Here is a 24660-nt window from a genome sequence, read left to right on the forward strand (position 1 = left end):
GCATCAGACCGCACTACACGCAAAAAAAAGGGGTAAGCATCCGCTTACCCCTTTTTCATTTGTTCACTTTACCCGCCGATCACGAACTTTGTGGCAAATACACATTACCTTGCTTGCTATAGGCACTCATCACTGACTTTTGCATTGATGACTGGCCCACTAAGCGCGTCAGCTCGTCCATACGCAGTTGCAGCAGACGTTTGACTTCACTCTCATTGTCCAGGATATGGCGCAGTACCGGGCGCAGCTGATCCTGCATCTGGTTTGACGGAGGTGCGGCTTCTGTTGTTCGGGCCAACGATTGCACCGCACTGACATAATCCATCTCCTTTGTAATCAGGTCATCCCATTCGCCGTCTGCGGCCAGGCGCAGCATTCCATGGCTGAGATCGAGTAGCTGTTGGTAAACGGTAATCAGTTGCGGTGCGTTATTCATTAAACGGCGTCCTGAAGGTGTTGAGGTTGTGCGACTTCTTTCCAGGCATCAGCGATATTGCGCAGAAGACCTTCGACTTCTTCGATGGCTTCTACGTCATTTCGCAGGTTGGCCTGCAGCAGACGGCGGACCATATAGGCGTAAAGCCCCACCAGATTATCGGTGAGCTCATCGCCGCTACCTTCCACCAGACCTTGCTTAAGTCCGTTTTCGATGATGTTAATCGCTTTAGACAGCGATGAACCTTTGCCTTCAATATTGCCATCCTGCAAGAACAGGCGGGCACGTACCAGCGCGCTGAGCGCGCCGTCAAACAGCATGGAGACCAGCTGCTGCTGGTTAGCGCTCATCACTGCGCTCTCCACACCAATTTTTGCATAGGCTTTAGTGCCATTTGCGCTGTACATGATCACTCCTTATGAAGAAGAGCTGCTGGAGCTAGAGCTGCTGGATGACTCGAACTGCTGCGTCAGGTAAGTACTGGTACTGTTCAGAGAGCTCAGAGTGACATCAAGCTGAGTAAATTGTGCTTTGTAGCGGGCAATCAGGTTATCAATGCGGGTGCTCATGGTGTTGTATTGATCGGTCAGATTATTCAGCGTTTTACTTACGCCGTCCGTAGCCGCCTGTACAATACCGGTCGAAGAGAGCCAACTGGTCAGACTATTCGCAATGGTGGTGGTGATGCCGGTGGTTTTGCCATCTCCGACAATCATCTCCTTAACGCCGTCGGCATCACTGCTCAGTGCCGATTCCAATTTATCTGAGTCTAACTCCAACGAACCCGTTGAGGGATCGGTGGTGATGCCAATTTGCGCCAGGGTTTTATAGGTTGAAGAGCTTTGTGCGTTGGTGAGCATGCTTTTCAACTGGGTCTGAATGGTACGCAGAGTACTGTCACCGAGCAGAGCGCCATTGCTGGAATCCTGTGAGTCAGTTCCAGCGTCTACCGCTGTGTATTTGGTCAGTGTGCTGAACTGATCCTGCAAGGTGTTATAGGCATCAACCCACGTTTTGATCGCACTTTCGGCTTTCGAGGTGTCTTTGGCGATGGTCAGCGTCTGATTACCCGTGGTGGTATCGTTCAGATTAAGGGTGATACCTTCCAGCGCATCGCTGATGGTGTTGCTGCTGTTCTCAATGTCGACGTTATTGACTTTCAGTTTAGCATTCTGCGCGGTCACACTTTCAGTCACGGTGGAGTCATCTGTACCGTAACCCACGATTCCCTGCAAAGTGCTGTCACCCGTTACTGAAATCGAGGTAACCGCATTATCACTGCCGGTTTCATTAGAGGTTAATGAGAGGCGATAGGTGCTGTCGCCGGTTTTGATGATACTGGCAGTGACACCCGCATCAGCGCTGTTAATGGCATCGCGCATCCCAGTCAGTGATGTCTGGTCACTGGTCAGGCTGATATCTTTGCTGCTGCCATCTTTTAAGGTGATGGTCATCGTGCGGCTGCTGGCTGAGCTGTCGCCTAACACCGCGGTATTACTGCTTTGCTCGGCGGTGGTCAGCGTTTGCGCTTGCGCCAACTGTGACACGCTAATGGTGTACTTACCCGCAACCGTTGTACCGGAAGTCTTCGCGCTAAAGGCACTGGAGCTGCTGGTGGCGGTGGTGGCAGTAAACAAATCTGCACTATTTAATGCGGTATTCGCCGTCTGGAACGTAGAGAGCGAGCTTTTCAGCGTGGCGTAGGCACTGAGTTTAGCGGTGTAGGCCGTCTGCTGAGTGGAGATTGGCGTCAATGACGCTTTCTCTGCGGTGGTCAAGCTATCCAGAATGGTGCTCAGATCAAGGCCCGAACCGATACCGAGGGTAGAAATACCAGTCATGTTGTTTCCTTATCAAGTCGACACAGAGAGTGAATACCCGGGTTATCGGCGAACAGTGGGCAAAGTTTAAAATTATTTATCAGCGAGTGATAAAGCGAATAAGGCCTATAGAGAAGGGTATTTCTCGCGCTAGAAAAGTGCTGAGGTTGCACTAAAGAAGTGCTGGGTGAGGGCGATAAAGATAAGCGTGACAGGTTGAAGAGAAAAAATTTCGCCTGGTACTAAAAAAATCTAAAGGTTGTTAGCAGGTAGACGATAACAACTTTGACGGCGCTGAAGCCGGCGGGTTGAAGCCCACACCTTAACCAAAGACTTGATTAATAGGAACTTAAACCATGGCTCAAGTAATTAACACCAACAGCCTCTCGCTGATCACTCAGAACAACATCAACAAGAACCAGTCTGCTCTGTCTACTTCTATCGAGCGTCTGTCTTCTGGTCTTCGTATCAACAGCGCTAAAGATGACGCTGCTGGTCAGGCAATTGCCAACCGCTTCACCTCTAACATCAACGGCCTGACTCAGGCAGCGCGTAACGCCAACGACGGTATCTCTCTGGCGCAGACCACCGAGGGCGCATTGTCTGAAATCAACAACAACTTACAACGCATTCGTGAACTGACTGTACAGTCTCAGAACGGCACCAACTCTGATTCAGATCTGTCTTCGATTCAGGACGAAATCAAATCACGTCTGGACGAAATTGACCGCGTATCTGGCCAGACTCAGTTCAATGGCGTAAATGTTTTGTCCAAAGATGGAAAGATGAGCATTCAAGTTGGTGCTAACGATGGCGAGACAATTAGCATTGATTTGCAAAAAATGGACTCAAAAACGTTAGGGTTAGATAGTTTCAATGTTAACGGTCCGCAAGGCACTATCAGCGAAGTCACCGATTTTTCATCCTCTTATGGCGCAACCACAAGTGTTGCATCTGCCACTGTTGATGAGAAGACTGGTGATGCGCTCGCAACACGCTTAGGCGTAGCAGCAGGAAGTGTTTCACTGACTGGAGACAAAGTTTACTCTGATGAGAATGGCAATATGTATGCCAAAGTAAGCATTACTCCAAGCGGCGCGTCGGAAGTTAACAACCTGAAAGCAAATGGCTTTGATATCGCTGATGGCGACACGCAGGACTTTTATATTGCATTAGACCCTCAGTCAGCTGATACAACTACAGATAAGACTAAAGCTGCATTCACTATTGATACTGACAGTATTAGTCTTTCGAGTTTAACAACTGGTTCAACCTCTGATCCGTTGGCGACTCTTGATAAAGCTATTTCTCAGATAGACAAATTCCGTTCAAGCTTGGGTGCGGTACAGAACCGTCTGGATTCTGCTATCACCAACCTGAACAACACCACCACTAACCTGTCTGAAGCACAGTCTCGTATTCAGGATGCTGACTACGCCACTGAAGTTTCAAACATGTCTAAAGCACAGATCATCCAGCAGGCGGGTAACTCAGTGTTGGCTAAAGCTAACCAGGTTCCACAGCAGGTTCTGTCTCTGCTGCAGGGCTAATCGCTCTAAGCTTCTTGCTTATCAAACCCCGCTTCGGCGGGGTTTTTTTATTGCTGCGAAATAGCGCACCGAACCGTAGCGGCGCAATTTATTGCGCGATATTGAAAGTGGGAAGGGTATTAAAAGGCAGAGAACAAAACAGCGCAATAAATCGCGCCATGCGGTCGCCATAAATGGCGACCCTGCAGGGAAATATGTGGTATTTCGTAGTGTGCGCATTTATGCGCACCAGCATACAAAATAATTTTTTTCTCAACTGAGCAGTATTATGGAATTAATTGCCAAGCAACAATGTTAGATGTTTGGTTAGATAAATATTAAATCCGGCTATAGCCAATATCTCGCAAATCCGAGCACCGCACCTTTGCCTCAAACTCCGTCGTCTTACCATTATTCTCCAGCGAAAACGGCACCACAATATGGGTGCTGGTGGCATTCAGCGTTGTCGGGTGAATATACAGTGAGCCAATCTGCACCTGAAAAGTACCGAAAAACGCGGGATTTGCATGGTTCAGCAGATCGTCTTCCACTTCATTCTGCACGCGATGTTGATCGATGTTGAAGCAGGCTAATTGGTCCTGCTGAAAGTCGGTTTTCTTTGCGTAAGCGTAAAAGCCGGCGGCACCCAATCCTAAAACAAGCAGTGAGAAAAGTTGACTGCCAAATTTGCTGTGCATCGTTTGATTTCCTTATTAGTGACACCAGAAATCATAATCAATGCAATTAGCCAGTTAATGGGTTCTGCCTATGGTTAAGGCGAGAATAAGCGCAAGATGCTACTTTACAAATAAAAAAGCCGCGAACATGTATCGCGGCTTTTTTGAATCCTATACGACGTTAACGGTAATTCACCGTCAAAATCCCTTCGCGTTTTGCGTCACTCAGCCAGTCCAGTTGCGCTTCAGAGCGGCGGTTATTAAAGGCGATGGTCTGCACATCCGAAGCAGAAAGTGACTGCTGATGGTACTCACCCTGTTCAAAGCAGCGGCTGGTAATGTTGGCTTGATTCACATTGATGCGGCAGGCCGGTTGGTAAATCTCACCGCTGAAGTGAACGCGTCCTTTACCGACCACGCCAAACTGCTCGCTGGCAGAAGCGGTGCCACATGCACCGACCAATAAAGCAAATACCGCAACTTTGCTGAGAGTACCGATATTTTTCATCATGGTTCGCTTCCTTATGCTTTGTGTCACCAGACTGAGATCTGCGTATCGGATAGGAATTATCTTAAGCAGCGTCATTAATGAGGAGCATAGCCTAACTGATTGATCTGCACAGCATACTTTGACTTAAGTAACAGATGTTTTTTCCGATCAATTGTCAGTGATTAATTCGTACAAACAATGAAGGGATAGTTGACTGCCTTAAATCAAATTTAATCGGCGTGAGGGATTTTCACTGCACTTAACAGGGGCAGGGAGTGAGGAATGCTGCAAAAATGCTGAAGTGGGAATGGGTGGAATATTAAGCAAAGGAAGATCGGGGAGGATAATTGAATGGTTTTCAGGTGCAGTCGCCATAAATGGCGTAATGCTTGTCAGTTAAGCGTTTTCCGGTCGCCATAAATGGCAACCCTACAACGATCGCGCGGGGTTTTTGTAGGATGTGCATTAATGCGCACTCTGAGAACCTATATTACGTTCGAAGCAACTGATAAAGCATGACGATAGAGCCAGAAACACAAAAGCCAGCGCACAAGGCACTGGCTTTCATCATCGACTCAAATGCGATGTTAACTACTTAAACGTCACGTCCACATTGGCGGAGGCCGAGAAGTCACCGATCTTCGGATTGCTGTTCAGCCAGCGTAATGTCGCAATGAAATTATTTTGTACCACCTGACCGTTGGCATAGCCCAGTGCGACGCTGGTGTTCATCGGGATAAAACTGTCCTGATTGTCTGCGCTGGAAATCGAAATGCCGAAGCCGCTGTCGGTGCTGGGCATAATGATGTCGGTGCCGCTGGTGGGATAGGTGGTGCTAAAACTGGCGACAAATGTTTGTCCCTGGCAATCCTGCCCGGCAGTGGTCAGGTTGGCCACCACGGCGAAAGGTACGCGCTTTTCAATCACGCCTGCACTGGCATTGCGTGACGGCAGGCTGCCGAAATTGACGGTGGAACCGTTATTCGAGGAAATATTGACGGTCGGGGAGCAGGAGATAAAACGGATATTCCCCAAGCCAGTGATGAAAGCGCGAAAGTTACTGTCGGGGGTGCTGTTCAAACCTAATACACCGTCCACCTGGAAAATAGCATATTGCCCGGTGTTGGTGATTTTACCGCTGGACGGCGGCGCACTGCCGGTGGCTTTGATGTAAATCGAATAGTTGACCGTCACGGTTCTCGCAATGGCGGGCGATTTGCAGTAGCGGGTAGTCCAGGTATAAGCCACATTACACACCGTACCGGGCCCGACATCGGTGCGTGAACCTTTCACGGGTTTTACATCAATACTGTTATAGGTAACCCCGACCTCAATCGAAGGGTGGATCGACTGCATTTCGCTGAGCGGATCCCAGTAAAGATAGGCATCCTCACCATTGGGATAGCCATTGGTATCTTCACAGCGGAAAGTAGAGGTGTAGTTCTGTGAACGCCACAAAATAGTGCCGGCCTTCAGTGTCGCGGTGGAGACCTGAATGGGATCGGCAATGGTGATTACCTGGCGAATATTACCTGAAGCGGCTTCTTTGCAGGAGAGGGCAAAGCTGCTCTGGGAAAACAACGCGGCTGCCAGTGCCAGCAGTGTCAAACCGGCGCGGAACATTCCGCGGAAATGAAGAAATCGCATGAATACTTCCTTTTATTGTGGCGTACAGCGCAGGGTCAATTCCTGATAACCCGCTTGTGTGCCTTTTTCTAATTCTGGCAGCGTCATCCAGCAGTGCTGGTCATCCGTACTTCCCCAGCGCACCTGCAGTCGTTCGCCGCTGGAAACACCAGAAACAAAGGTGCTGCCTTCGGTGCCCACCACGCCCAGGTTGCTGCCGTTTTGATTAAACACCGAGGCACCCATGGCAGGCACATCGCCATTGGCTAATTGCGCATGGATCAACGCACTCTTGCCGCTGCGGGTTTCAAAGGTCACACGGCTGATGGCGCCATAGGTTGGCACCACATCTTTTACCGCCAGTGGGATATCAAGATCGGCACCGATATCATCGGTGCGCAGGGCGACACGGTTATGGTGATAGGCGGTAGCTGAGGTCATCACCGCATAGCCGAAGCGGTTGATGGCCACGCCCGGCTGATTCTCCAACCGAACACCTTCCGCTTCTTTCGCTTCCACCAACACCACGGTGTTTTGCAGCGGTTGTGTCAGCGTCAATCCGCCCGCGTGCATCAGGGCACCGCCGGAGAGGTTAAGATTGGTTTGCTGGTAGGTATCGCTGTAGGTGTAACCCAACTCGGCGTTACCGATACTGCCCATATAGCCGACATCCGCGGTGCTGGTCTGGCCGGCACGGCTCGACTTGCCGGTCTGCACATAGTAGTTAAGGCGATTGTCATCCAGCAGACTGCCACTGAGCCCCGTGTTGTAGCTGCTACCACTCTGCTTACTGTCAGAGAGGTTCAGGTTAGCGGTCACCGGTTGATGATCAAAAGCATTGAACGGCAGCGAGAGGGTGAAAGAGATGCTGCGGTCGTGCTCACCGTAATTACTTTGGCTGTCCTGCAGGAAAATGCCGTAATTGAGCTTGCCCCAACTGCTGTTGAAGCCGGTTTGCAGGGTACGGTCGCGGTTATCCGATCCCCAATAAGTCTGGTTGGTGAGTGAGGCATAGACCGATACCGGACCAAGATGCTGATTGACGGTCAGCTCCAGACGCTGGCGTTTGTTGTTGTACTGCGTGGTGTAATAGGTGTTCTGACGCGAATCCGCCCACGACGGCACGCCATTATTCACTTCACTGGTGTCAGTGTAGTCGTTGCGGTAGAGGCCGTTTTCGTAATTGGCGCGCTCAGCCACCATATCACTGAAATCGTAATAGCCCGAGGTGGAGTAGCGATAGCCCGCAATCTGCAACTCGGTGCCGAGGGTGTTCAGTGATTTTGAGTAGAGGAAGCGGAAGCTGGCACCCTGTTTTTCATCACCCATCGCTAATTGTGTTTTTGACCAGGCCGTATCAAAAGAAGCGGCACCAAACATCCCCAGGCTTTTGCCCATACCCAGCACCGCCGAGCTGTAATGTTCGGCTATCAGTACGCCACCATATGGCGTGATGTCATAAGGCAGACCGCATGACAGCGTGGCCTGAACAAACTGCGGATGATAGATAGTGGAACCATCCTGATAGCGGCCAAGGGTAAAGGCGTAGTCCCAAATTCCTTCACGCAGCATGTTAGTGACGGAAGAGAAGGGCACAGAAAAGTGCTGGCGTGAACCGTCTGCCTCATAAACCGTGACCTGTAAATCACCGCTCAGGGTGCTGGGATAAACATCATTCAGGGCAAAGGGCCCTGGCGCCACGCTTGCACTGTAAACCGTATAGCCGTTTTGCTGCACGTCAACGCGGGCGTTGGTGCGCGCGACGCCACGGATCACTGGCGCATACCCACGTAAGCTATCCGGCAGGATTTCAGCCACGCTGGAAAGCTGCGCCCCTCGGAACTGGAAGCTGTCGAACACGCTGTTGCTGGTGCTGCTTTGCCCAAACAGCAAACGGGATCGCCACGCGACGATATCGGTTTCAGCCCAGCTGGATATTGGTGTCCAGTGGCTCTGCTCACCGCTCTGTTTTTGCCAGGTGGAGGTGTTGCGCAGCCGCCAGCGGCCCAGGTTCAAACCACTGCGTGACGAGAGGTAATAATACTGGCTGTTACTCTGGCTGCCGTTGTCATGGAGACGGTTGTCGGAACCACTAAAGTTGTAATTCACAAAAGCAGCATTGATACCGTTGTCATACACCAGCGGTGAAATGGCACCCTTAGGCACCGGAATTAAAAAGACTTGTGGCACGGAGATATCGACACGCTGTACCGCCGCGTCATAAGTGACACTGGCACCCTTAAACGTGTTGGCTAAATCGACGCACTTTTCCGGCTGCTCAGGCGTCTGGAGATCGACGCCATAGGCGATTAATGCTGACGCTGACAGGCAAGGTGCGATGAGTTTATCCGCTGCGGGTTTACGGAACTCAACATCACGGTGATCAACGCGCTGGCCATTTAAATAAATATCGAAAGGGTAGTTACCGGGTAAAATATCATCCCCGGTGGCCAGTTCAGTGACGGTGGTGGCATCGCCGTGAATAAATGAGGTATTAAACGCCTCTTCCGCCGTCGCGGAAAAGGCTTGAAGTAATGCAATGGTGAGAAGGGATAGCTTAACTTTATGATTGTTATAGTTTTTCATTCATCATGATTTCGCGCTTTCATGCACCAAAAATAGAATTGCTGTGTGTCATTTTTCTTATAAGGCGCTTGGTTTTGCGGAACTGTTGCCGCCAAAATCGTTGATATAGTTTGCCTGCACGCGGGTGACTGATTCGGCACCGGCAGGTAAATGCACGGTCAGAGTGCCAAACGCATTGACCATATCCGCATTCACGTCCCACTGTTTTCCTGCTGCGTTTTTTACTTTCAGCACGGAAAAGGTGATATTCAACGGGCCTGGGTTTTCAATCACCAGACTGTTGTTTTGTTTATGCCACTTCAGATTATCAACCTGCTGTTCCAGCGTAGTGTTAAGGCTGGCTGGGCGATAAAATAGTTTCACCCTTGTGCGCACGGCGATTTGCAGCGTATTGGCTTCTTTAGGGGCCGGGGGAATTTCCTGCACGTTGACCCAAAACACCGATTCACGATCCTGTGGCAGACCTTGCCCGGCATAAATAAACCGCAGAATGGCCTCTTTATTTCCCGCCAGTTTGAGCACGGGGGGAATCACCTGAATAGGGATGTCTTTTGGCGTTTTGCTTGCATCACCGCGATCCAACCAGGTTTGCACCATGTAGGTGTCATTCTGATCGTTGCGGATGTCCAGTGAGGCGGATTTCGCATTACCGTTGTAGATAACACGACTTTCATCAACCTGAATACCTGCAGCGGCACTCGCGGAATAAGCCAACAGAACGGCTGCAAATAACTTTTTCATGGGTCTACTCACTGGACTTATGCCTTCCTTGGCGGTTTAAAATTTAAATTACTTGTATTCGATGGTGAAGCTGGTGCTGGCGTTGGCTTCGCCCGGTGTCACGCTTTGAGCGTAGGATTTGTAACGTGCTTTCAGATTAAAGGCCGCAGTCCCATTCGGGGTGGTGGTATTGGTACTTGAAGCGGTCACCCACGCCGTGTTGTCGTCAGCGGTCTGGTTGATTGGCAGAACTTTTTCGTTGTTGTCCAGAATTTCGATACCTACACCGCCAGCAGCACTGACGGCCAACAGGTTTGGATTACCGGCAACGGTTGGGCCATCAAAACGCAGGGTGTAGCTGCCGCTGTCGCAGTTTGACAGGTTGATGGTGAAGGCTTTTGACGCGGTGACATCGCCGATTTTGCTAAAGGCGTTAGTCGGGTATTTACCAATGAAAACTTCTTTGTTGGTGTCTGTAGAATTCACAGTACAGGTTGATTTCACAATGCTGCCGGTGAATTTAACCGTGCCGCTGGTCGCTTGCGCATTCATTGCGACTAAAACCAGTGCGGCAGACGCCAGAGGTAACAGAATCTTTTTCATCAGGTAATACTCCAAAAGTGGGAATTCAGTTGATTGTTGTTATCCCGATTCCGACTTGGTCGCACTTGTTCAACGCGCCGCCAGTCATTCGTGATAGTCATTAGGAATACTCTTAACTGCCGATGACTATAAATTTCTGGCCCTGAACGATTGATAGTTGTTAACACTTAATTTTAAAAAAACTATCGTTAGAAACATTTATGAGGGTGTTTACATTTGCGATAAGTAAAGTATTTTTGAACCTTTAAGCGGTTGGATGAATCTGAAAAAATTCAAAATGCTATTTATATCAATGCATTGACATAAAATAGCAGTTTTATCATGCAGAAAGATTAACGAATTCGCTGTAAACGCTTGATATCCAAAGTGAGCTCCATCAGCACGTCTTCCAGACGACGCGTCAGCGTGGTGCTGGCTTTGGAGAAGCTACAGGAGAGCGAGAAGTAACTGGATTGCGTGTGCGCTGGATCAAAATGCGTAATTTCTTTCAGGTTGAGCAGGGTTAAATCGACGGGATATTGACCGTAATTTTGCAGATTTAACACCATGCTTTTGAGCAGCATGCCTGGTTTAGTCAGCGTGGGTAGTGCACCTGAACAGATCAACTGTACGCCTTTAGGCGAAAGGTCTTTGACTGCCATACGGTGAACATATCCATCGCGAAAACGGCCTTCGCAAATAAAACCAAAATGCTCTGGGATCACCACGCGGACACTGCTGCGGCGTTGGGTGATAACAATTTCGGTTGGAAACGCAAATGTCAGCTGATGAAATGCTGGGGAGTGCGCAATCAGTGCTGAAGTAAATTCAATTTTCTCTGAGCTGCCCTTAATCACCATGGAAAAGCGGCTGTCGAGCGCAATATCATCAAGTTCAGCAACGATTTGAAAACCACTTAAATCAAGCTCGGTGAAATTACTGCTGAGTATTTTATCACCATGGTAAAACTCAACACTGCCATTGCGTTTTTTCGCCTCGCGCAGCATCGCTAGTATTTCAAAACGATCGGTTTTGGTGACTTCCTTGAAACCTGTATTGTCCATAAACACATCAATCCTTAACGAACGACAATGACTAACCTGACCAAAAGGCAGGTTAACCGTCTACTTTGAAGTTTTTTATTGGAATTTTTGTCTGACTTTCCAGCTAAAGAAAGAACGCAGACGGACTCGCAGAGATGAATGAAAAAACAATAGAAAACACACCGAAAATTAAATGATCGGTAGCCATAGTTTTGTCAATCAATTCCATGTGGAAATGGTCGATATATCGTCGCTCTGTGAGGCTTCTTTTTTAAAATGCCTGTGGAATGTCAATGATGTCAATTGGAAATGTAAAGGTATTGTATTGTACCTACTAATATTAGTAGGTGGTCATAGTCTTTTTTACATCAGTTTTTGATATCAATCAGTATGGGAAGAGGTGTGTCAGGCCGCATTGTGATTGGGTTTGTACCTCATTTGTTTAGTATGAATCTTTATCACTTCTTACATTTCCAATTGTTTTCTCTGTTACAGGTAGCACTTTTTGTTAAACCACTTTTTGCTGCGTTAGCGTTAGAATCCAGAAAATTTAATTAAATGGACTTTGTCATGGGGAAGAAAATTTATATTCCTGTGTTGGCTATATCATGCCTGGGATTTGCCTTCGCCAGTTACAGCAACTGGGATAAAAGTAATCAAATACAACAAGACAGATTGACCTGCCCTTTGATCAAACCAGAACAAATCGTGAGTAGCGTTGAGCGTGATTTGCTAAATAAACCAGCGAATGCGTTTTTCCATAAAAGTCGGATCACAATCGGCGCATTGAATATTGACAGGGAAAGTATTCAACTTGATCAGGGCACTCACTACACCGTATTTTTCACCCTCACCGGAAGAATGATCAGAAAGTTTGTGGCCTCAGTAAGATGTTCAGATTTAAACGATATCTCATACAGTGAATTATAACGATTAGATACGTTGTTACTCGTTCAAGGTCGATGGTTTCGTTATGTGTTTTTTTGATTTTTGCCATTCTCATTTTCGACAAGATAGTATTATTAATACCGAGTTACATTATTACCTCAATCATGTGGTTATCCTTTTTCAGTCCGATGTTTATATCGTCACTCCGCCTGAAAAGGGTAAGTTAAAGAATACGCTGCTCATCGCTAAAGAGCAGCATTGGCGGAGGTTGGGATACGTCTGGATGGACGAAATTGTAAATCTATTCAGGGTGTTAAGCTTTACTCCGCGGAGTAAGTCCGCAGCGCTCGCTCAAAAACGTAGCTTCAAAATGATAAATGATGAGGGTACGGTTTGTGACTATCATTTACCTAAGTTAGGTGCGTTGGTGGAGAAAACGCTGATCACCAATAACACTGTGCTGACATGCAACTATAAAGGCAGCCAAATAACCCACGCGTCTGGTTATTGGCTTAATGCCAGTCACCAGGGAGATATTGAATATGGCTTACGGCGTTTTGGGCAAAGCATCAGGAAGCTTGGCAATCCTCTTAAGTATCTCTCTGAAAAGAAAAACAGTGTTGAGAATTCTGCTGATTTAGATTTCACGCTTCTGGCGGCGATGATTAATCTACATTATTCATTTAATCAGATGAACGGTTTCCAGCGAGTACTGAAGTCCGATTCTGACCATTATCTCGCCAGGCATACGCATGTACTCAATCTGGCAGCCAATCTGCTATAAAAGCGCGATAAATCTCGCCGCAACGAAATGAAAATTTATCCAGGTGCGCATAAATGCGCACCCTACGGAAATCCGTATCCACTCTCGTAGGGGCGCCATTCATGGCGACCAAAATGCGTTTAAGTGACCAGCATTCCCCAATATTCTCGTAGGGGCGTCATTTATGGCGACCAAAAAGCGCTTAAGTGACCAGCATTGCCCCAAAGACCGCACCCTACAAATTCAAGCAGTGATTGTTGCTGCAATAAATCAAATTGCGTCTGATCCAACAGGCTGATTTCCCCCACCACCCTACATCCTCAGAAAAGTAACCACCCTGTTACAGTCCGGCACCAAAATGCCGATAACGACTCCAGAATCATTCCAATTTTTACGCTCTATTTTTTCTGTTTCTGGGGTGTCTATGCGCTTCAATTATGACTTGTTACCAGGTGAGCAACTGACCTTCGAAGAGATTGCGTTGCGCTATGCGCAGCAGCATCCTGATGAGAAAGAACTCACCGCACGCGGGTTGCTGAGCCCGTCGACCAGCTTTCGCAATTTAATTATCCGCGCGGTGTTCGCGCAGGAGGAGATCAACAGCCCGCTGGAGGATCTGCTGTTCGTCTCGGAAGATAACGAACGCAAAAACTATCTGCGCCGTTTTGAGCACTATTTAAAGACGCAGCAGGCTTTCCTCTATTTCCGTCGCAACGATGAAATAAAGAAAGAAGGGCGCTGGAAAGTGGTGGGGGAAACGCAAGTTTACGCCATGCTCGATCCTAACTCAGCAGAAGCGCAGAACCTGCTCTCCAGCCGGGGTTTTAAGCTGGTGCTGATGCGTCAAACGGAAGAGGAGGAGTATTGGCAGCTGTTTGATCCCCATGCGCATCCCTGTTTCCCGCTGTCGCGCAAGATTCAGTTCCTGGTGGTGTTGAGCACGCCGCAGCATAAAGTGCCGACAGCAGTGATGCCGGGTACGGAAGTGGGTCGGCGTGTGAAAGCCAAAGTGTTCCAGCGCGCCAGCCAGGCGGAGTTCAGTTCAGCGGTCAAAGCGCGCTATGGTGCCTGCATCATTACCGGAACGCAGCTCACCGAACGCCACAGCTGGCCATGGGTGGAAGCTTGCTATATCGATACCCAAGAAAATGAAGAGGGTTTTCTGGCGGATAACAGTGTCGATAACGGCCTGTTCCTGCGCAGTGATTTACAGCGCTTGTTTATCAACAAAATGATAAGCATCGACGCAGAAACCGGGCAGGTGGTATTTAATCCGGCGCTGGAAACTGAAGCATCGATTAGCGATTTCTATCAGACACTTGAGGGCAAAACCTGTGCACTGTGGGACGCGGTGCCGCCTGGCACGCGGCAACGGCTGCGTAATCTGCGCTAGACATCGGGCTAATGGCGGTGCATTGCGCCGCCATCCATAACAAATTTGAAATAACCTCGCTTTTTCCCGCCTATTCTGCCAATCGAAACCCCTACAGAATTGGATAATCATGCCGATAACTTTATTAACGCAGGGTAGTCATCGTGAACGATCTCTATACGCCCGAAGGCGTGATGGATAAACATTCGCTCTGGCAGCGCTACGTTCCTCTGGTGCGACATGAAGCGTTGCGCTTGCAGGTACGTCTGCCAGCCAGCGTTGAGCTTGACGATCTGCTGCAGGCTGGTGGCATTGGTTTATTGAATGCCGTGGAGCGCTACGACGCGCTACAAGGCACCGCCTTTACCACCTATGCCGTGCAGCGTATCCGGGGCGCAATGCTGGATGAACTGCGCAGCCGCGACTGGGCACCTCGTAGCGTACGTCGTAATGCGCGCGAAGTGGCTGGTGCTATGCATCAAGTAGAACAAGCGTTGGGGCGCTCGGCTACTGAGCAGGAAGTGGCTGAACAGTTGAATGTTTCGCTGGAGGAGTATCGGCAGATCTTGCTCGATACCAACAACAGCCAACTTTTCTCCTACGACGAGTATCGGGAAGAACACGGTGACAGTGCGGAGCTGGTGACGGAAGGGCATGAAGAAGCCAACCCGCTTCATCAGTTAATGGAAGGAAACTTGCGTGACCGCGTAATTGAAGCGATCGAGGCGTTGCCCGAGCGTGAAAAATTAGTGCTCACACTGTACTACCAGGAAGAACTGAACCTGAAAGAGATTGGCGCAGTGCTGGAAGTCGGGGAATCCCGCGTCAGCCAGCTGCACAGTCAGGCGATCAAACGCCTGCGTGCCCGATTAGCGGGGGCGCGCTGACAGACTCAGTTCCTGGGATCAAAAATAAAAATACCGGGGACTCAGCAATGGGAGCCAAAGCCAAAGCCAGACCTTTAAGTCGTTATCTTAAAGACTACAAACACAGCCAAAGCAATTGTTCACATTGTGGCAAGGTTTTAGACCGCATGGCGTTAGTATTCCGCGGCCAGATCATCAATAAAGAGGCCATCGCACGCATGGACCAGATGATTGACGATCAGGTGTGGATGAAACTCCAGCCGGAATTGACCGCGTTGTGCCGTTTTTGCAGCGATATTTTTTGTAATACCCATCCGAATTACTTCGACATTATGGCGTTCAAGCAATATCTGTTTGAACAGACCGAAATGAGTCACAGCACCATACGTGAGTATGTGGTACGCCTGCGTCGTCTTGATGACATGCTGAAAGCGAAAAATTTCCCGGCCGACAGATTACGGGGCATCAGCTGGCATGAGTGTCTGGAAAACGACTTACCTGATGCCGGTAACAATAACTACCGCATCGCGCTGCGCAAATATGACCAGTTTTTAGGCTGGCAGCAGGGCTGATTGTGATCCTGCCCTTGTTGTTGCTGAGCATAGCGGCAACAAGGGCCGCGCTCGCAGATTTCCGGGTGCGACTTTTCTCATCTTCTGCAACACTATATGGATAATTGCACATTGCCCGAATGGAGGCTGCATTGTCCTTACACCTGTTGCACCAGTTCCCTCGTCTTGAATTACTCGGTGCGCCTACGCCGCTTGAGCATTTGCCACGGCTTTCTGACTACCTCGGTCGCGATATCTTTATCAAGCGTGATGATTTCACGTCGGTAGCTTTGGGTGGCAACAAACTGCGTAAGCTCGAATTCCTCGCTGCCGATGCGTTGCGTGAAGGGGCCGACGTGTTGCTGACCGCAGGTGCGATTCAATCCAACCATGTGCGACAGACCGCAGCGGTGGCCGCTCGTCTCGGCTTAAAGTGTGTCGCACTGCTGGAAAATCCTATTGGCACGGCCAGTGAAAACTACCTTTCTAACGGCAACCGCCTGCTGCTCGACCTGATGGACGTCGAGGTGGTGATGGTGGAGTCGCTGTACAATCCCACTGAACAACTGACTGAACAGGCGGAGCGTCTGGAAGCGCAGGGCTTCCGTCCGTATGTGGTACCCGTTGGCGGCTCAAATGCCTTGGGTGCGCTAGGTTATGTGGAGTGCGCACAAGAGATCGCCCATCAGAGCGAAGGCGTGGTGGATTTTGCCGCCGTGGTCGTTGCGTCCGGGAGTGCAGGCACCCACGCCGGTCTGGCGGTGGGCCTTGAGCATCTGTTGCCAGAAACCGAGTTAGTGGGTGTGACCGTCTCGCGTAAAGTTGAAGCACAACTGCCGGTGGTAGAACGCATTCGCACGGCACTGGCAGAGCAGCTTGAAGTGCAGGTGCACGCGCCGATCACTTTGTGGGATGACTATTTCGCCCCGCGTTACGGTGAACCGAACGAAGAGGGTATGGAAGCGGTGAAGCTACTGGCGCGTCTGGAGGGCATCATGCTGGATCCGGTCTACACCGGCAAAGCGATGGCGGGATTGATCGATGGTATTGCGCAGAACCGCTTCCGTCGCGAAGGGCCACTGTTATTTGTGCATACCGGTGGATCGCCGGCGTTATTTGCTTATCATCCTTCGGTCTGAGACAGCAGCAAAAAAAAGTTTATAATCCGGCGGTTATTACATAAACGGTCGCCATAAATGGCAACCCTACGAGGAGTCAATATCATTTTCGTAGGGGAGCATTGATGCGCACCAAGAGATACACAACAACACATCACAAAAAATGGGGTCAACATGACTTTCTCTCCAATTCGTCGCCAACTGGTGATGGGCATGATGGCGGTCGCGCTGGTCGCGGGCGTGAACACCAAATCCTTCGCAGCGGAAGATCTGCTGGCGCAGGTGAAAAGCAAAGGCGAGCTGCGCGTAGGTCTGGAAGGGACCTATCCACCGTTCAGCTTCCAGGATGAAAGCGGCAAACTCACCGGTTTTGAAGTGGAGTTCGCCCAAGAGCTGGCTAAGCATCTTGGCGTGAAAGCCGACCTCAAGCCGACCAAATGGGATGGCATGTTAGCCGCGCTGGACTCAAAACGCATCGACGTGGTGATCAACCAGGTGACGATTTCACCTGAGCGTAAGAAGAAGTATGACTTCTCTACCCCGTACACCATCTCTGGCGTGCAGGCGCTGACCATGAAGAAAAACGCCGGCAGCATCACCAAGCCGGAAGACCTGTCCGGCAAGAAAGTCGGTGTCGGCCTGGGCTCTAACTACGAACAGTGGCTGCGCGATAACGTCAAAGGCGTGGACATCCGTACCTATGATGATGACCCAACCAAATATCAGGATCTGCGTTCTGGCCGTGTTGATGCCATCCTGGTTGACCGCTTAGCGGCCCTGGATCTGGTGAAGAAAACGGGCGACACCATGGCGGTCGCGGGCCCGGCGTTCTCTCGTCTGGAATCGGGCGTTGCCCTGCGTAAAGGCAATGATGATTTGCTGAAAGCCATTGATGCGGCAATTGCCGACATGCAAAAAGATGGCTCGCTGAGCAAACTCTCTGAGAAATGGTTCGGCGCGGACGTCACTAAATAATGCAGGAAAGCCTACAACTGGTGCTGGATTCAGCACCATTTTTACTTAAGGGCGCGTTGTTCACACTGCAGCTGAGTATCGGCGGGATGTTCTTTGGCCTGGTACTCGGCTTTGTGCTGGCACTGATGCGTTTGTCACACTTCTGGCCGATAAACTGGCTGGCGCGCATCTACGTGTCGATTTTCCGTGGCACACCGCTTATCGCTCAGCTGTTTATGATCTATTACGGCCTACCACAGTTTGGTATCGAGCTTGATCCGATTCCGTCTGCGATGATCGGCCTGTCGCTTAACACCGCAGCCTACGCCTCAGAATCATTGCGTGGCGCGATTGCTGCCATTGAGCGCGGGCAGTGGGAAGCCGCAGCCAGTATCGGCATGACGCCGTGGCAAACTTTACGCCGCGTGATCCTGCCACAAGCTGCGCGCACTGCGTTACCTCCACTTGGCAACAGCTTTATTAGCCTGGTGAAAGACACCTCACTGGCGGCCACCATTCAGGTGCCAGAGCTGTTCCGTCAGGCGCAGTTAATCACCTCACGCACGCTGGAAGTGTTCACCATGTATCTGGCCGCTTCACTGATCTACTGGGTGATGGCGACCGTGCTGTCGGCGCTGCAAAACCGCCTGGAAGCGCATGTGAATCGACAGGATCGGGAGGCGAAATGAGTGCGATTGAAGTACGCCAGCTAGTGAAGCAGTTCCACGGACAGACCGTGCTGCATGGCATCGATCTTGATGTGGCACCCGGTGAAGTGGTGGCGATTATCGGTCCGAGCGGATCGGGTAAAACTACCTTACTGCGCAGTATCAATCTGCTGGAAGTGCCCGAAAGTGGTCGTGTCACGGTAGGCGATATCACCATCGACGCCAGCCTCGGACTCAACAAGCAGAAAGAGCAGGTGCGCCGCTTGCGTCAGCAGGTGGGATTCGTGTTCCAGAACTTCAATTTGTTCCCACATCGCTCGGTGCTGGAGAACATTATTGAAGGTCCGGTGATCGTCAAAGGTGAGCCGAAAGCGGAAGCGATCTCACGCGCACGTAGCTTGCTGGAGAAAGTCGGGTTGCACGGTAAAGAAGAGAGTTTCCCACGCCGTCTTTCCGGTGGACAGCAACAGCGCGTGGCGATTGCGCGTGCCCTGGCGATGCGTCCGCAGGTGATTCTGTTTGATGAACCGACGTCGGCACTGGACCCTGAGCTGGTGGGGGAGGTGCTCAACACCATCCGTGCGCTGGCAGAGGAGAAGCGCACCATGGTGATCGTTACGCATGAGATGAGCTTTGCGCGCGATGTGGCTGACCGCGCCATCTTTATGGATCAGGGCCGCATTGTCGAACAGGGGCCAGCAAAAGAACTGTTTAGCAACCCGCAGCAGGCACGTACCCGGCAATTTCTCGACAAGTTTCTTAATCAATAGTCTCAAGCGCCGTCTGGATCGGATGGCGCTTCCTTTCTGCGTTAATTCATTACCCGCTCTCAGTTTCTTCTGAAAATATTTACGCTTCGATTAAATAACCCACTGAATTCAGGTGTTTTATCCTGACTAAAATTCCTGTAGCAACAGGATATATGAATTTTAAGAGCCGCCCGATTGAGACAACTTTGTAAATATAAATAATTCTTTACAAATTCATGGCGCAATCAGGATAAAACAATGAGTAATGCCAGAAACGAGGTCCTCTGGATCAACACGCTAAAAGGTGCCTGTATCTTGCTGGTGGTGTTGCACCACTCGATCATCACCACCTTCGCTCCTTCGATACATCATCTCACCGCCGGTGTGGTGCCCGCGCACTGGTGGGTGACCTTTAACACCTACCTCTCACCGCTGCGTATGCCCGCGTTTTTCTTTGTGTCGGGACTACTGGCGGCGAGTTCGATAGTTAAGAAGAGCTGGAAAGAGGTGTTTACTAAGAAGTTCAGTAACATCGTCTATCTCTATTTGCTGTGGGGAGTGATTCAGTGGGTAAGTATTCATTACATTTCTACTCACCTTGGGGAAAAGCTCTCCAGTGCGAAGAATGCTGCTTATGCCGATACACCGTTTGAGTTCATTAAGCTGCTGTTCACCGCAATGACCAGCCTGTGGTATCTCTACGCGCTGGCCGGGTTCTTCCTGTTCACTAAGTTGTTCCATCGCCAGAAAATCGCGCTGGTGCTGCTGGCGATTTTGGCCAACTACGCGGCGCAGTTCAGCCTGATCCCCGGTTGGGGGCCAACCAGCGTGGCTCAAAACTATCTCTACTTCCTGCTTGGCGTGTTCTTTAGCCAGTCGTTGATTGAGATCAGTCAGCTCAAGCGCCAGCACTGGCTGCTGTTGGCGGCTATCGCGCTGATTGGCGTCGCGCACCATGTGGGCGGTATCTATAAAAATCCCTTCTACAGTTTGCTGACTATCGTGTTTGGCATTGTGGTATGCCGCTTCCTGAATGAGCGCCTCAATATGGCGTGGCTGAACTGGATTGGCCGCAACACGCTGCAGATTTATGTGCTGCATCGCATCTTTATTGAACTGCTGGGTCTGAGCGCGATTGCGTTGGCGCTGCACTACGGATGGTTTGGCAATGCGGTGTTCAGCTGGGCGTGGGCGATTCTGATGCCGGTGACAGGAGTTGCTGTCTGTGTGGCGGTTTCGTTACTGGTGTGGTCAGTGCTGAATCGTGGTCCGGGGCGCATGTTGTTCCTGTATCCGCGCTTGCTGCGCAAACCGGCACTGGAGCCGAAGTCTGCACCGTTGCCGTAAGGCGTAGGTGGGCGCCATCTGGGCTAATGTTGGTGTTTGGTCGCCATAAATGGCGACCCTACAAGGATCATGCATGTTTTTCGTAGGGTGCGCATTCATGCGCACTCAGCTACGCACCAAAATAATTATTCGATCCGCATTAAATCAGTGAAATTAAACTATTCCCCCTAAATATAAATATTCCCTTAGCACATCATGAATATTTTCGCTTATCCATTTGGCACATTTAATAATTATCTGAATGGGATTTGATTATTATTTGGATGTCGGAATGATGGATTGTTCTTAAATTCCCGCAGCGCTTTCGCTCTATACCTTCCTGCTTTCATTACGCTTAACGACTCAATTTAAGGCAAATATTCTTAGCTTGCTAAATATTTGATTAATGTTTGGAACTGTAAAGTATTGTTATATCAGGACCACAAAAAAACTTTTAGGACTTTCGCTAGAGTCATCCCCGTCACGCATGTTTAATAATCGTTGAATAACCAGAAATGCTTCAATGCTTATTTCCTCATACTTCTCCTTAAAGACCTACACAGCAGCGGGAGTTAATCATATGAATAACGCCAGGAAAGAAGATATTGCATGGGTCAATACCCTCAAGGGGGCCTGCATATTGCTGGTGGTGTTGTATCACACCGTATTACCCGGATTTGAAGGAACGGTGAAATATTTGACGGCCGGTTGGATCCCGGCAGAAATATGGGTGCAGTTTAATACCGTTTTATCTCCACTGCGTATGCCAGCCTTCTTCTTTGTTTCTGGCCTGTTGGCAACCAACGGGATTCTTAATCGCCCGTGGAAGCAGGTGTTTACCAGTCGTATTACCAATCTGTTCTATCTGTACATTTTGTGGGGCTTTATTCAATGGTGGTCTATCGTGGGCATCTCCACGGAAATCACCGGGCAACGTATCTCGCATAACCTTAATGCGGCTTACGCGGGCTCACTGTTTGAGTTCCTCAAGCTGACGTTTATGGCAATGAGTACCTCATGGTATCTGTATGGGCTAGCGCTGTACTTCCTGTGCGCGAAGATCTTTCACAAACAGAAAGTGGCTTTGCTGGTGGTGGCGGTGGTGTTCAACTATCTGGCGGTGGAGAAGATCATTCCGTACTGGGGACCACAGAGTGTGGCGCAGTATTTCCTGTTCTTCTTACTGGGGGCATTCTGGAGCCCACTGATGCTGCGGATGAGTGAATGGCGCCGTGAGAACATTGTGTCATGGGCTTTGCTGGCGGCGGTCTCGGGGATTCACATCATCTTTGGTCTGGATAAGAGCTTATTCCTGTGCGTCATCGCGGTGCTGGCGAGCGTGGCGGCCTGCCGCTGGCTCAATGTGCACTTCAAAATGACCTACTTCAACTGGATTGGGCGTAACACCTTACAGATATACGTTATCCATCGTATTTTCATTGAGTATTTTGGCATGTCAGCGATCCTGTTCGCTCAGCGCCATCACTTGTTTGAGCATGCGTGGTTCTCGGTGCTGTGGGCGTGCTTCTATCCGATTGCGATTGTGGGAATTTGCTCGCTGTGTTCCGTGGCGGTGTGGTCCCTCACTAACCGTGGGTTGGGGCAGTCGCTGTTTGTGTTCCCGACTCTGATTGGGATGAAGCGCGGTAAGACTGCGGCGTAATCAACATAAAGCGCGATAAATCGCGCCGCTACAACATACATCTGTAGCGGCGCGATTCATCGCGCGACCTGGTAATTTCTCGGAGACGATGCTATCAACCGATGGTCATCAAACTCGCATTCCCGCCCGCCGCTGCAGTGTTCACGCTCAATGAACGCTCAATCAACAGACGCTCCAGCAGCAGATTGGTTTCACCGCGCGCAAAGCCTTGCACTGACACAATCGCACCGTCACGCGCCGCCACCTGTTCGCACAGATGACGCAGCTGATCGGCATCGCCGTGATAGATCACTGCATCAAACTCAGCCGCTAACGCCTCTTTCACCAACACGACATGTGCCTGTACCGCTGCGGGGAGTTTTGCCCGCAACGCACGATGCAACTCATCGTCCTGCCACAGCGCCTTACTGCCTACGCTGGTCACTGCCGCCAACTGCGTCAGTGCGTCCTGCTCGTTGTCCGCCAGGCACAGCACATGCTCACGCGGCAACAGGGTGAAGGTATTGCGTTCACCCGTTGGGCCTGGTAACACGCGCACGGTACCGGCCTGCGCCAGTTCGTCATAACGCTGACACAGTGCCAGCAGTTCTGGCTTATCTTGCGCCCATGCCAACAATGCCTGGTGCGCACTCATCAATTCAGCACGTACGCTGCTGTCTGCTGGGCGCTCCGCATCCTGACGGTTGAAGGTTTTCAGCAGTGCACTGTCTGGACGATTCGCCAGTAAGCGATACAGATAGAGTGGACCGCCGGCTTTCGGACCGGTACCTGATAAGCCTTCACCGCCGAACGGCTGCACACCGACCACCGCACCGACCATGTTGCGGTTGACGTACAGGTTACCGACCTTTGCACCGGCGGTGACCTGCGCGATGGTTTCATCGATGCGCGTATGCACGCCCAGCGTCAGGCCGTAACCGGACGCGTTAATCTGATCGATCAGCTGTGGCAGGCTGTTTCGCGTAAAGCGCACCACGTGCAGCACCGGACCAAACACTTCTTTATCCAGATCGCTCACCTGATCCAGCTCAATTAACGTTGGCTTGATAAAGGTGCCGCTGTTCCACTCTTTACTGTCTTGCGGATTTTCCTGCGCTGCCTGATACACCGTGAAGCCTTTGTTGCGCATTGCCTGGATGTGACGCTCAATATTGCCTTTGGCTTCGGCATCAATCACCGGACCGATATCGGTTGAGAGGCGCTCCGGGTTACCCATGCGGCACTCGGCCATCGCACCGCGCAGCATTTTCAGGGTGTGTTCCGCGACATCATCCTGCACGCACAGCAGGCGCAGTGCCGAACAGCGCTGACCAGCACTGTCAAACGCGGAGGCCACGATATCCACCACCACCTGTTCAGTCAGTGCTGACGAATCGACGATCATCGCATTCATGCCACCGGTTTCGGCGATAAGCGGAGTAGGACGACCTTGTGGATCGAGACGACCGGCAAGGTTGCGTTGCAGCAGAGTAGCGACAGCGGTAGAACCGGTGAACATCACACCACGGACACGCTCGTCGCCGGTTAGCTGTGCACCAACGGTCTCGCCCTGGCCTGGCAACAGTTGCAGCACGCCAGCCGGGACGCCGGCATCCAGCATGATCTGCACCGCTTGCGCAGCAATCAACGGCGTTTGCTCGGCAGGTTTCGCCAGCACGCTGTTACCCGCTGCCAGTGCGGCGGCAATTTGACCGGTGAAGATCGCCAGTGGGAAGTTCCACGGGCTGATGCAGACTACCGGACCCAATGGACGATGGGTTTCGTTATCAAAATCGTCACGCACCATGCCCGCGTAGTAGTAGAGGAAATCTACCGCTTCACGCACTTCGGCAATCGCATTGTTATAGGTTTTACCCGCTTCACGCACCAGCAGACCAATCAACTGCTGCAACTGGCCTTCCATTGCTTGCGCTGCACGTTCCAGGATGGCAGCACGCTCTTGCGGTGGGGTCGCAAACCAGATCGGACCGGCATTGACTGCCGCATCCAGCGCTTCTGACACTTCTGCTTCGGTGGCGTCACGTACGCTGCCCACCACATCGCCAGGGGCTGACGGGTTGAGCACCGGGCGGCTAATGCCTTCACCGAGGTCAGCCTCAACCAAAGGTTGTGCGATCCACGGCTGGCTGGCGCTGTTCAGCAAGGCGCTGGAGAGCGATGCCAGACGATGTTCGTTGGCCATGTCGAGGCCCGCCGAGTTAGCACGATTCTCACCATAGAGATCGCGCGGCAA

At 50.7% G+C, this 24660-nt stretch carries 23 protein-coding genes; 12 read left to right on the plus strand and 11 right to left on the minus strand.

All coding sequences use genetic code 11. The features are described 5' to 3' along the window. Positions 1 to 79: 79 nt before the first annotated feature. Genes fliT through fliD form a run of 3 tightly spaced genes read right to left on the minus strand, consistent with a single transcriptional unit; the run spans position 80 to position 2277 of the window. Positions 80 to 436, minus strand: coding sequence for a flagella biosynthesis regulatory protein FliT (gene fliT / locus PSSD_RS20760; RefSeq protein WP_058973525.1), 357 nt, complete (start codon positions 434 to 436; stop codon positions 80 to 82). Beyond that, a complete protein-coding gene (gene fliS, locus PSSD_RS20765) occupies positions 436 to 843 on the minus strand; it encodes a flagellar export chaperone FliS (protein WP_034824372.1) in 408 nt (135 codons plus the stop codon). Before fliS ends, fliT begins: the two co-directional genes overlap by 1 nt. Before the next feature lie 9 nt (positions 844 to 852). Then, positions 853 to 2277, minus strand: a complete 1425-nt coding sequence (gene fliD / locus PSSD_RS20770; RefSeq protein ID WP_058973526.1) for a flagellar filament capping protein FliD — start codon at positions 2275 to 2277, stop codon at positions 853 to 855. A gap of 335 nt (positions 2278 to 2612) precedes the next feature. On the opposite strand from fliD, the gene PSSD_RS20775 reads away from it, so the two are divergent. Beyond that, positions 2613 to 3806, plus strand: a complete 1194-nt coding sequence (locus tag PSSD_RS20775) for a FliC/FljB family flagellin (protein ID WP_058973527.1) — start codon at positions 2613 to 2615, stop codon at positions 3804 to 3806. 317 nt (positions 3807 to 4123) lie between these two features. Here PSSD_RS20775 and PSSD_RS20780 read toward each other — a convergent pair whose 3' ends face one another. The 7 genes from PSSD_RS20780 to PSSD_RS20810 form a co-directional block, all read right to left on the minus strand. Further along, positions 4124 to 4483, minus strand: a complete 360-nt coding sequence (locus tag PSSD_RS20780) for a hypothetical protein (protein ID WP_058973528.1) — start codon at positions 4481 to 4483, stop codon at positions 4124 to 4126. Between the two features lie 160 nt (positions 4484 to 4643). Further along, positions 4644 to 4973: a YmdA family protein gene (locus PSSD_RS20785; RefSeq protein WP_058973529.1), complete on the minus strand. Its 330-nt coding sequence runs from the start codon at positions 4971 to 4973 to the stop codon at positions 4644 to 4646. A 570-nt stretch (positions 4974 to 5543) separates the two neighbouring features. After that, complete coding sequence (locus tag PSSD_RS20790; protein ID WP_058973530.1) at positions 5544 to 6599, minus strand: fimbrial protein; 1056 nt, start codon at positions 6597 to 6599, stop codon at positions 5544 to 5546. A gap of 12 nt (positions 6600 to 6611) precedes the next feature. After that, positions 6612 to 9164: a fimbria/pilus outer membrane usher protein gene (locus tag PSSD_RS20795; protein ID WP_082672341.1), complete on the minus strand. Its 2553-nt coding sequence runs from the start codon at positions 9162 to 9164 to the stop codon at positions 6612 to 6614. Between the two features lie 57 nt (positions 9165 to 9221). Further along, positions 9222 to 9905 carry a fimbrial biogenesis chaperone gene (locus PSSD_RS20800; protein WP_058973531.1) on the minus strand — a complete coding sequence of 228 codons (684 nt, stop codon included), beginning with the start codon at positions 9903 to 9905 and terminating at the stop codon, positions 9222 to 9224. 48 nt (positions 9906 to 9953) lie between these two features. Continuing rightward, complete coding sequence (locus PSSD_RS20805; RefSeq protein WP_058973532.1) at positions 9954 to 10487, minus strand: fimbrial protein; 534 nt, start codon at positions 10485 to 10487, stop codon at positions 9954 to 9956. Positions 10488 to 10819: 332 nt separating this feature from the next. Then, complete coding sequence (locus PSSD_RS20810) at positions 10820 to 11530, minus strand: PilZ domain-containing protein (RefSeq protein ID WP_058973533.1); 711 nt, start codon at positions 11528 to 11530, stop codon at positions 10820 to 10822. A gap of 549 nt (positions 11531 to 12079) precedes the next feature. Between PSSD_RS20810 and PSSD_RS20815 the strand changes: the two genes are divergently transcribed. The 11 genes from PSSD_RS20815 (at position 12080) to PSSD_RS20865 (ending at position 22427) form a co-directional block, all read left to right on the plus strand. Next, entirely contained in the window at positions 12080 to 12439 is a 360-nt protein-coding gene (locus tag PSSD_RS20815) for a hypothetical protein (RefSeq protein ID WP_058973534.1), read from the plus strand. A gap of 43 nt (positions 12440 to 12482) precedes the next feature. Then, positions 12483 to 13181, plus strand: a complete 699-nt coding sequence (locus tag PSSD_RS20820; protein ID WP_058973535.1) for a hypothetical protein — start codon at positions 12483 to 12485, stop codon at positions 13179 to 13181. Positions 13182 to 13584: 403 nt separating this feature from the next. Further along, positions 13585 to 14553: an HNH endonuclease signature motif containing protein gene (locus PSSD_RS20825; RefSeq protein ID WP_058973536.1), complete on the plus strand. Its 969-nt coding sequence runs from the start codon at positions 13585 to 13587 to the stop codon at positions 14551 to 14553. 143 nt (positions 14554 to 14696) lie between these two features. Beyond that, on the plus strand, positions 14697 to 15419 hold the full coding sequence (locus PSSD_RS20830) for an RNA polymerase sigma factor FliA (RefSeq protein ID WP_058973537.1): 723 nt from the start codon (positions 14697 to 14699) through the stop codon (positions 15417 to 15419). A 47-nt stretch (positions 15420 to 15466) separates the two neighbouring features. Continuing rightward, on the plus strand, positions 15467 to 15970 hold the full coding sequence (gene fliZ / locus PSSD_RS20835; protein WP_039331790.1) for a flagella biosynthesis regulatory protein FliZ: 504 nt from the start codon (positions 15467 to 15469) through the stop codon (positions 15968 to 15970). Positions 15971 to 16101: 131 nt separating this feature from the next. Then, positions 16102 to 17088, plus strand: a complete 987-nt coding sequence (locus PSSD_RS20840; protein WP_058973543.1) for a D-cysteine desulfhydrase — start codon at positions 16102 to 16104, stop codon at positions 17086 to 17088. A gap of 153 nt (positions 17089 to 17241) precedes the next feature. Further along, a complete protein-coding gene (tcyJ, locus tag PSSD_RS20845) occupies positions 17242 to 18042 on the plus strand; it encodes a cystine ABC transporter substrate-binding protein (protein ID WP_058973538.1) in 801 nt (266 codons plus the stop codon). Continuing rightward, positions 18042 to 18710, plus strand: coding sequence for a cystine ABC transporter permease (gene tcyL, locus PSSD_RS20850; RefSeq protein ID WP_034824349.1), 669 nt, complete (start codon positions 18042 to 18044; stop codon positions 18708 to 18710). The genes tcyJ and tcyL overlap by 1 nt, the downstream gene beginning before the upstream one ends. After that, positions 18707 to 19459, plus strand: coding sequence for an L-cystine ABC transporter ATP-binding protein TcyN (tcyN, locus tag PSSD_RS20855; RefSeq protein WP_058973539.1), 753 nt, complete (start codon positions 18707 to 18709; stop codon positions 19457 to 19459). The genes tcyL and tcyN overlap by 4 nt, the downstream gene beginning before the upstream one ends. A 237-nt stretch (positions 19460 to 19696) precedes the next feature. Next, entirely contained in the window at positions 19697 to 20785 is a 1089-nt protein-coding gene (locus PSSD_RS20860; RefSeq protein ID WP_058973540.1) for an acyltransferase family protein, read from the plus strand. A 559-nt stretch (positions 20786 to 21344) separates the two neighbouring features. Then, positions 21345 to 22427, plus strand: coding sequence for an acyltransferase family protein (locus tag PSSD_RS20865; RefSeq protein ID WP_058973541.1), 1083 nt, complete (start codon positions 21345 to 21347; stop codon positions 22425 to 22427). Between the two features lie 94 nt (positions 22428 to 22521). On the opposite strand, the gene PSSD_RS20870 is transcribed toward PSSD_RS20865, so the two are convergent. Next, on the minus strand, positions 22522 to 24660 hold a 2139-nt coding region (locus PSSD_RS20870), incomplete at its 5' end, for an L-glutamate gamma-semialdehyde dehydrogenase (protein ID WP_064511474.1).

This window comes from Type-D symbiont of Plautia stali, from assembly GCF_001485335.1.
GTDB classification, from domain to species: Bacteria; Pseudomonadota; Gammaproteobacteria; order Enterobacterales; family Enterobacteriaceae; genus Pantoea; species Pantoea vagans_C.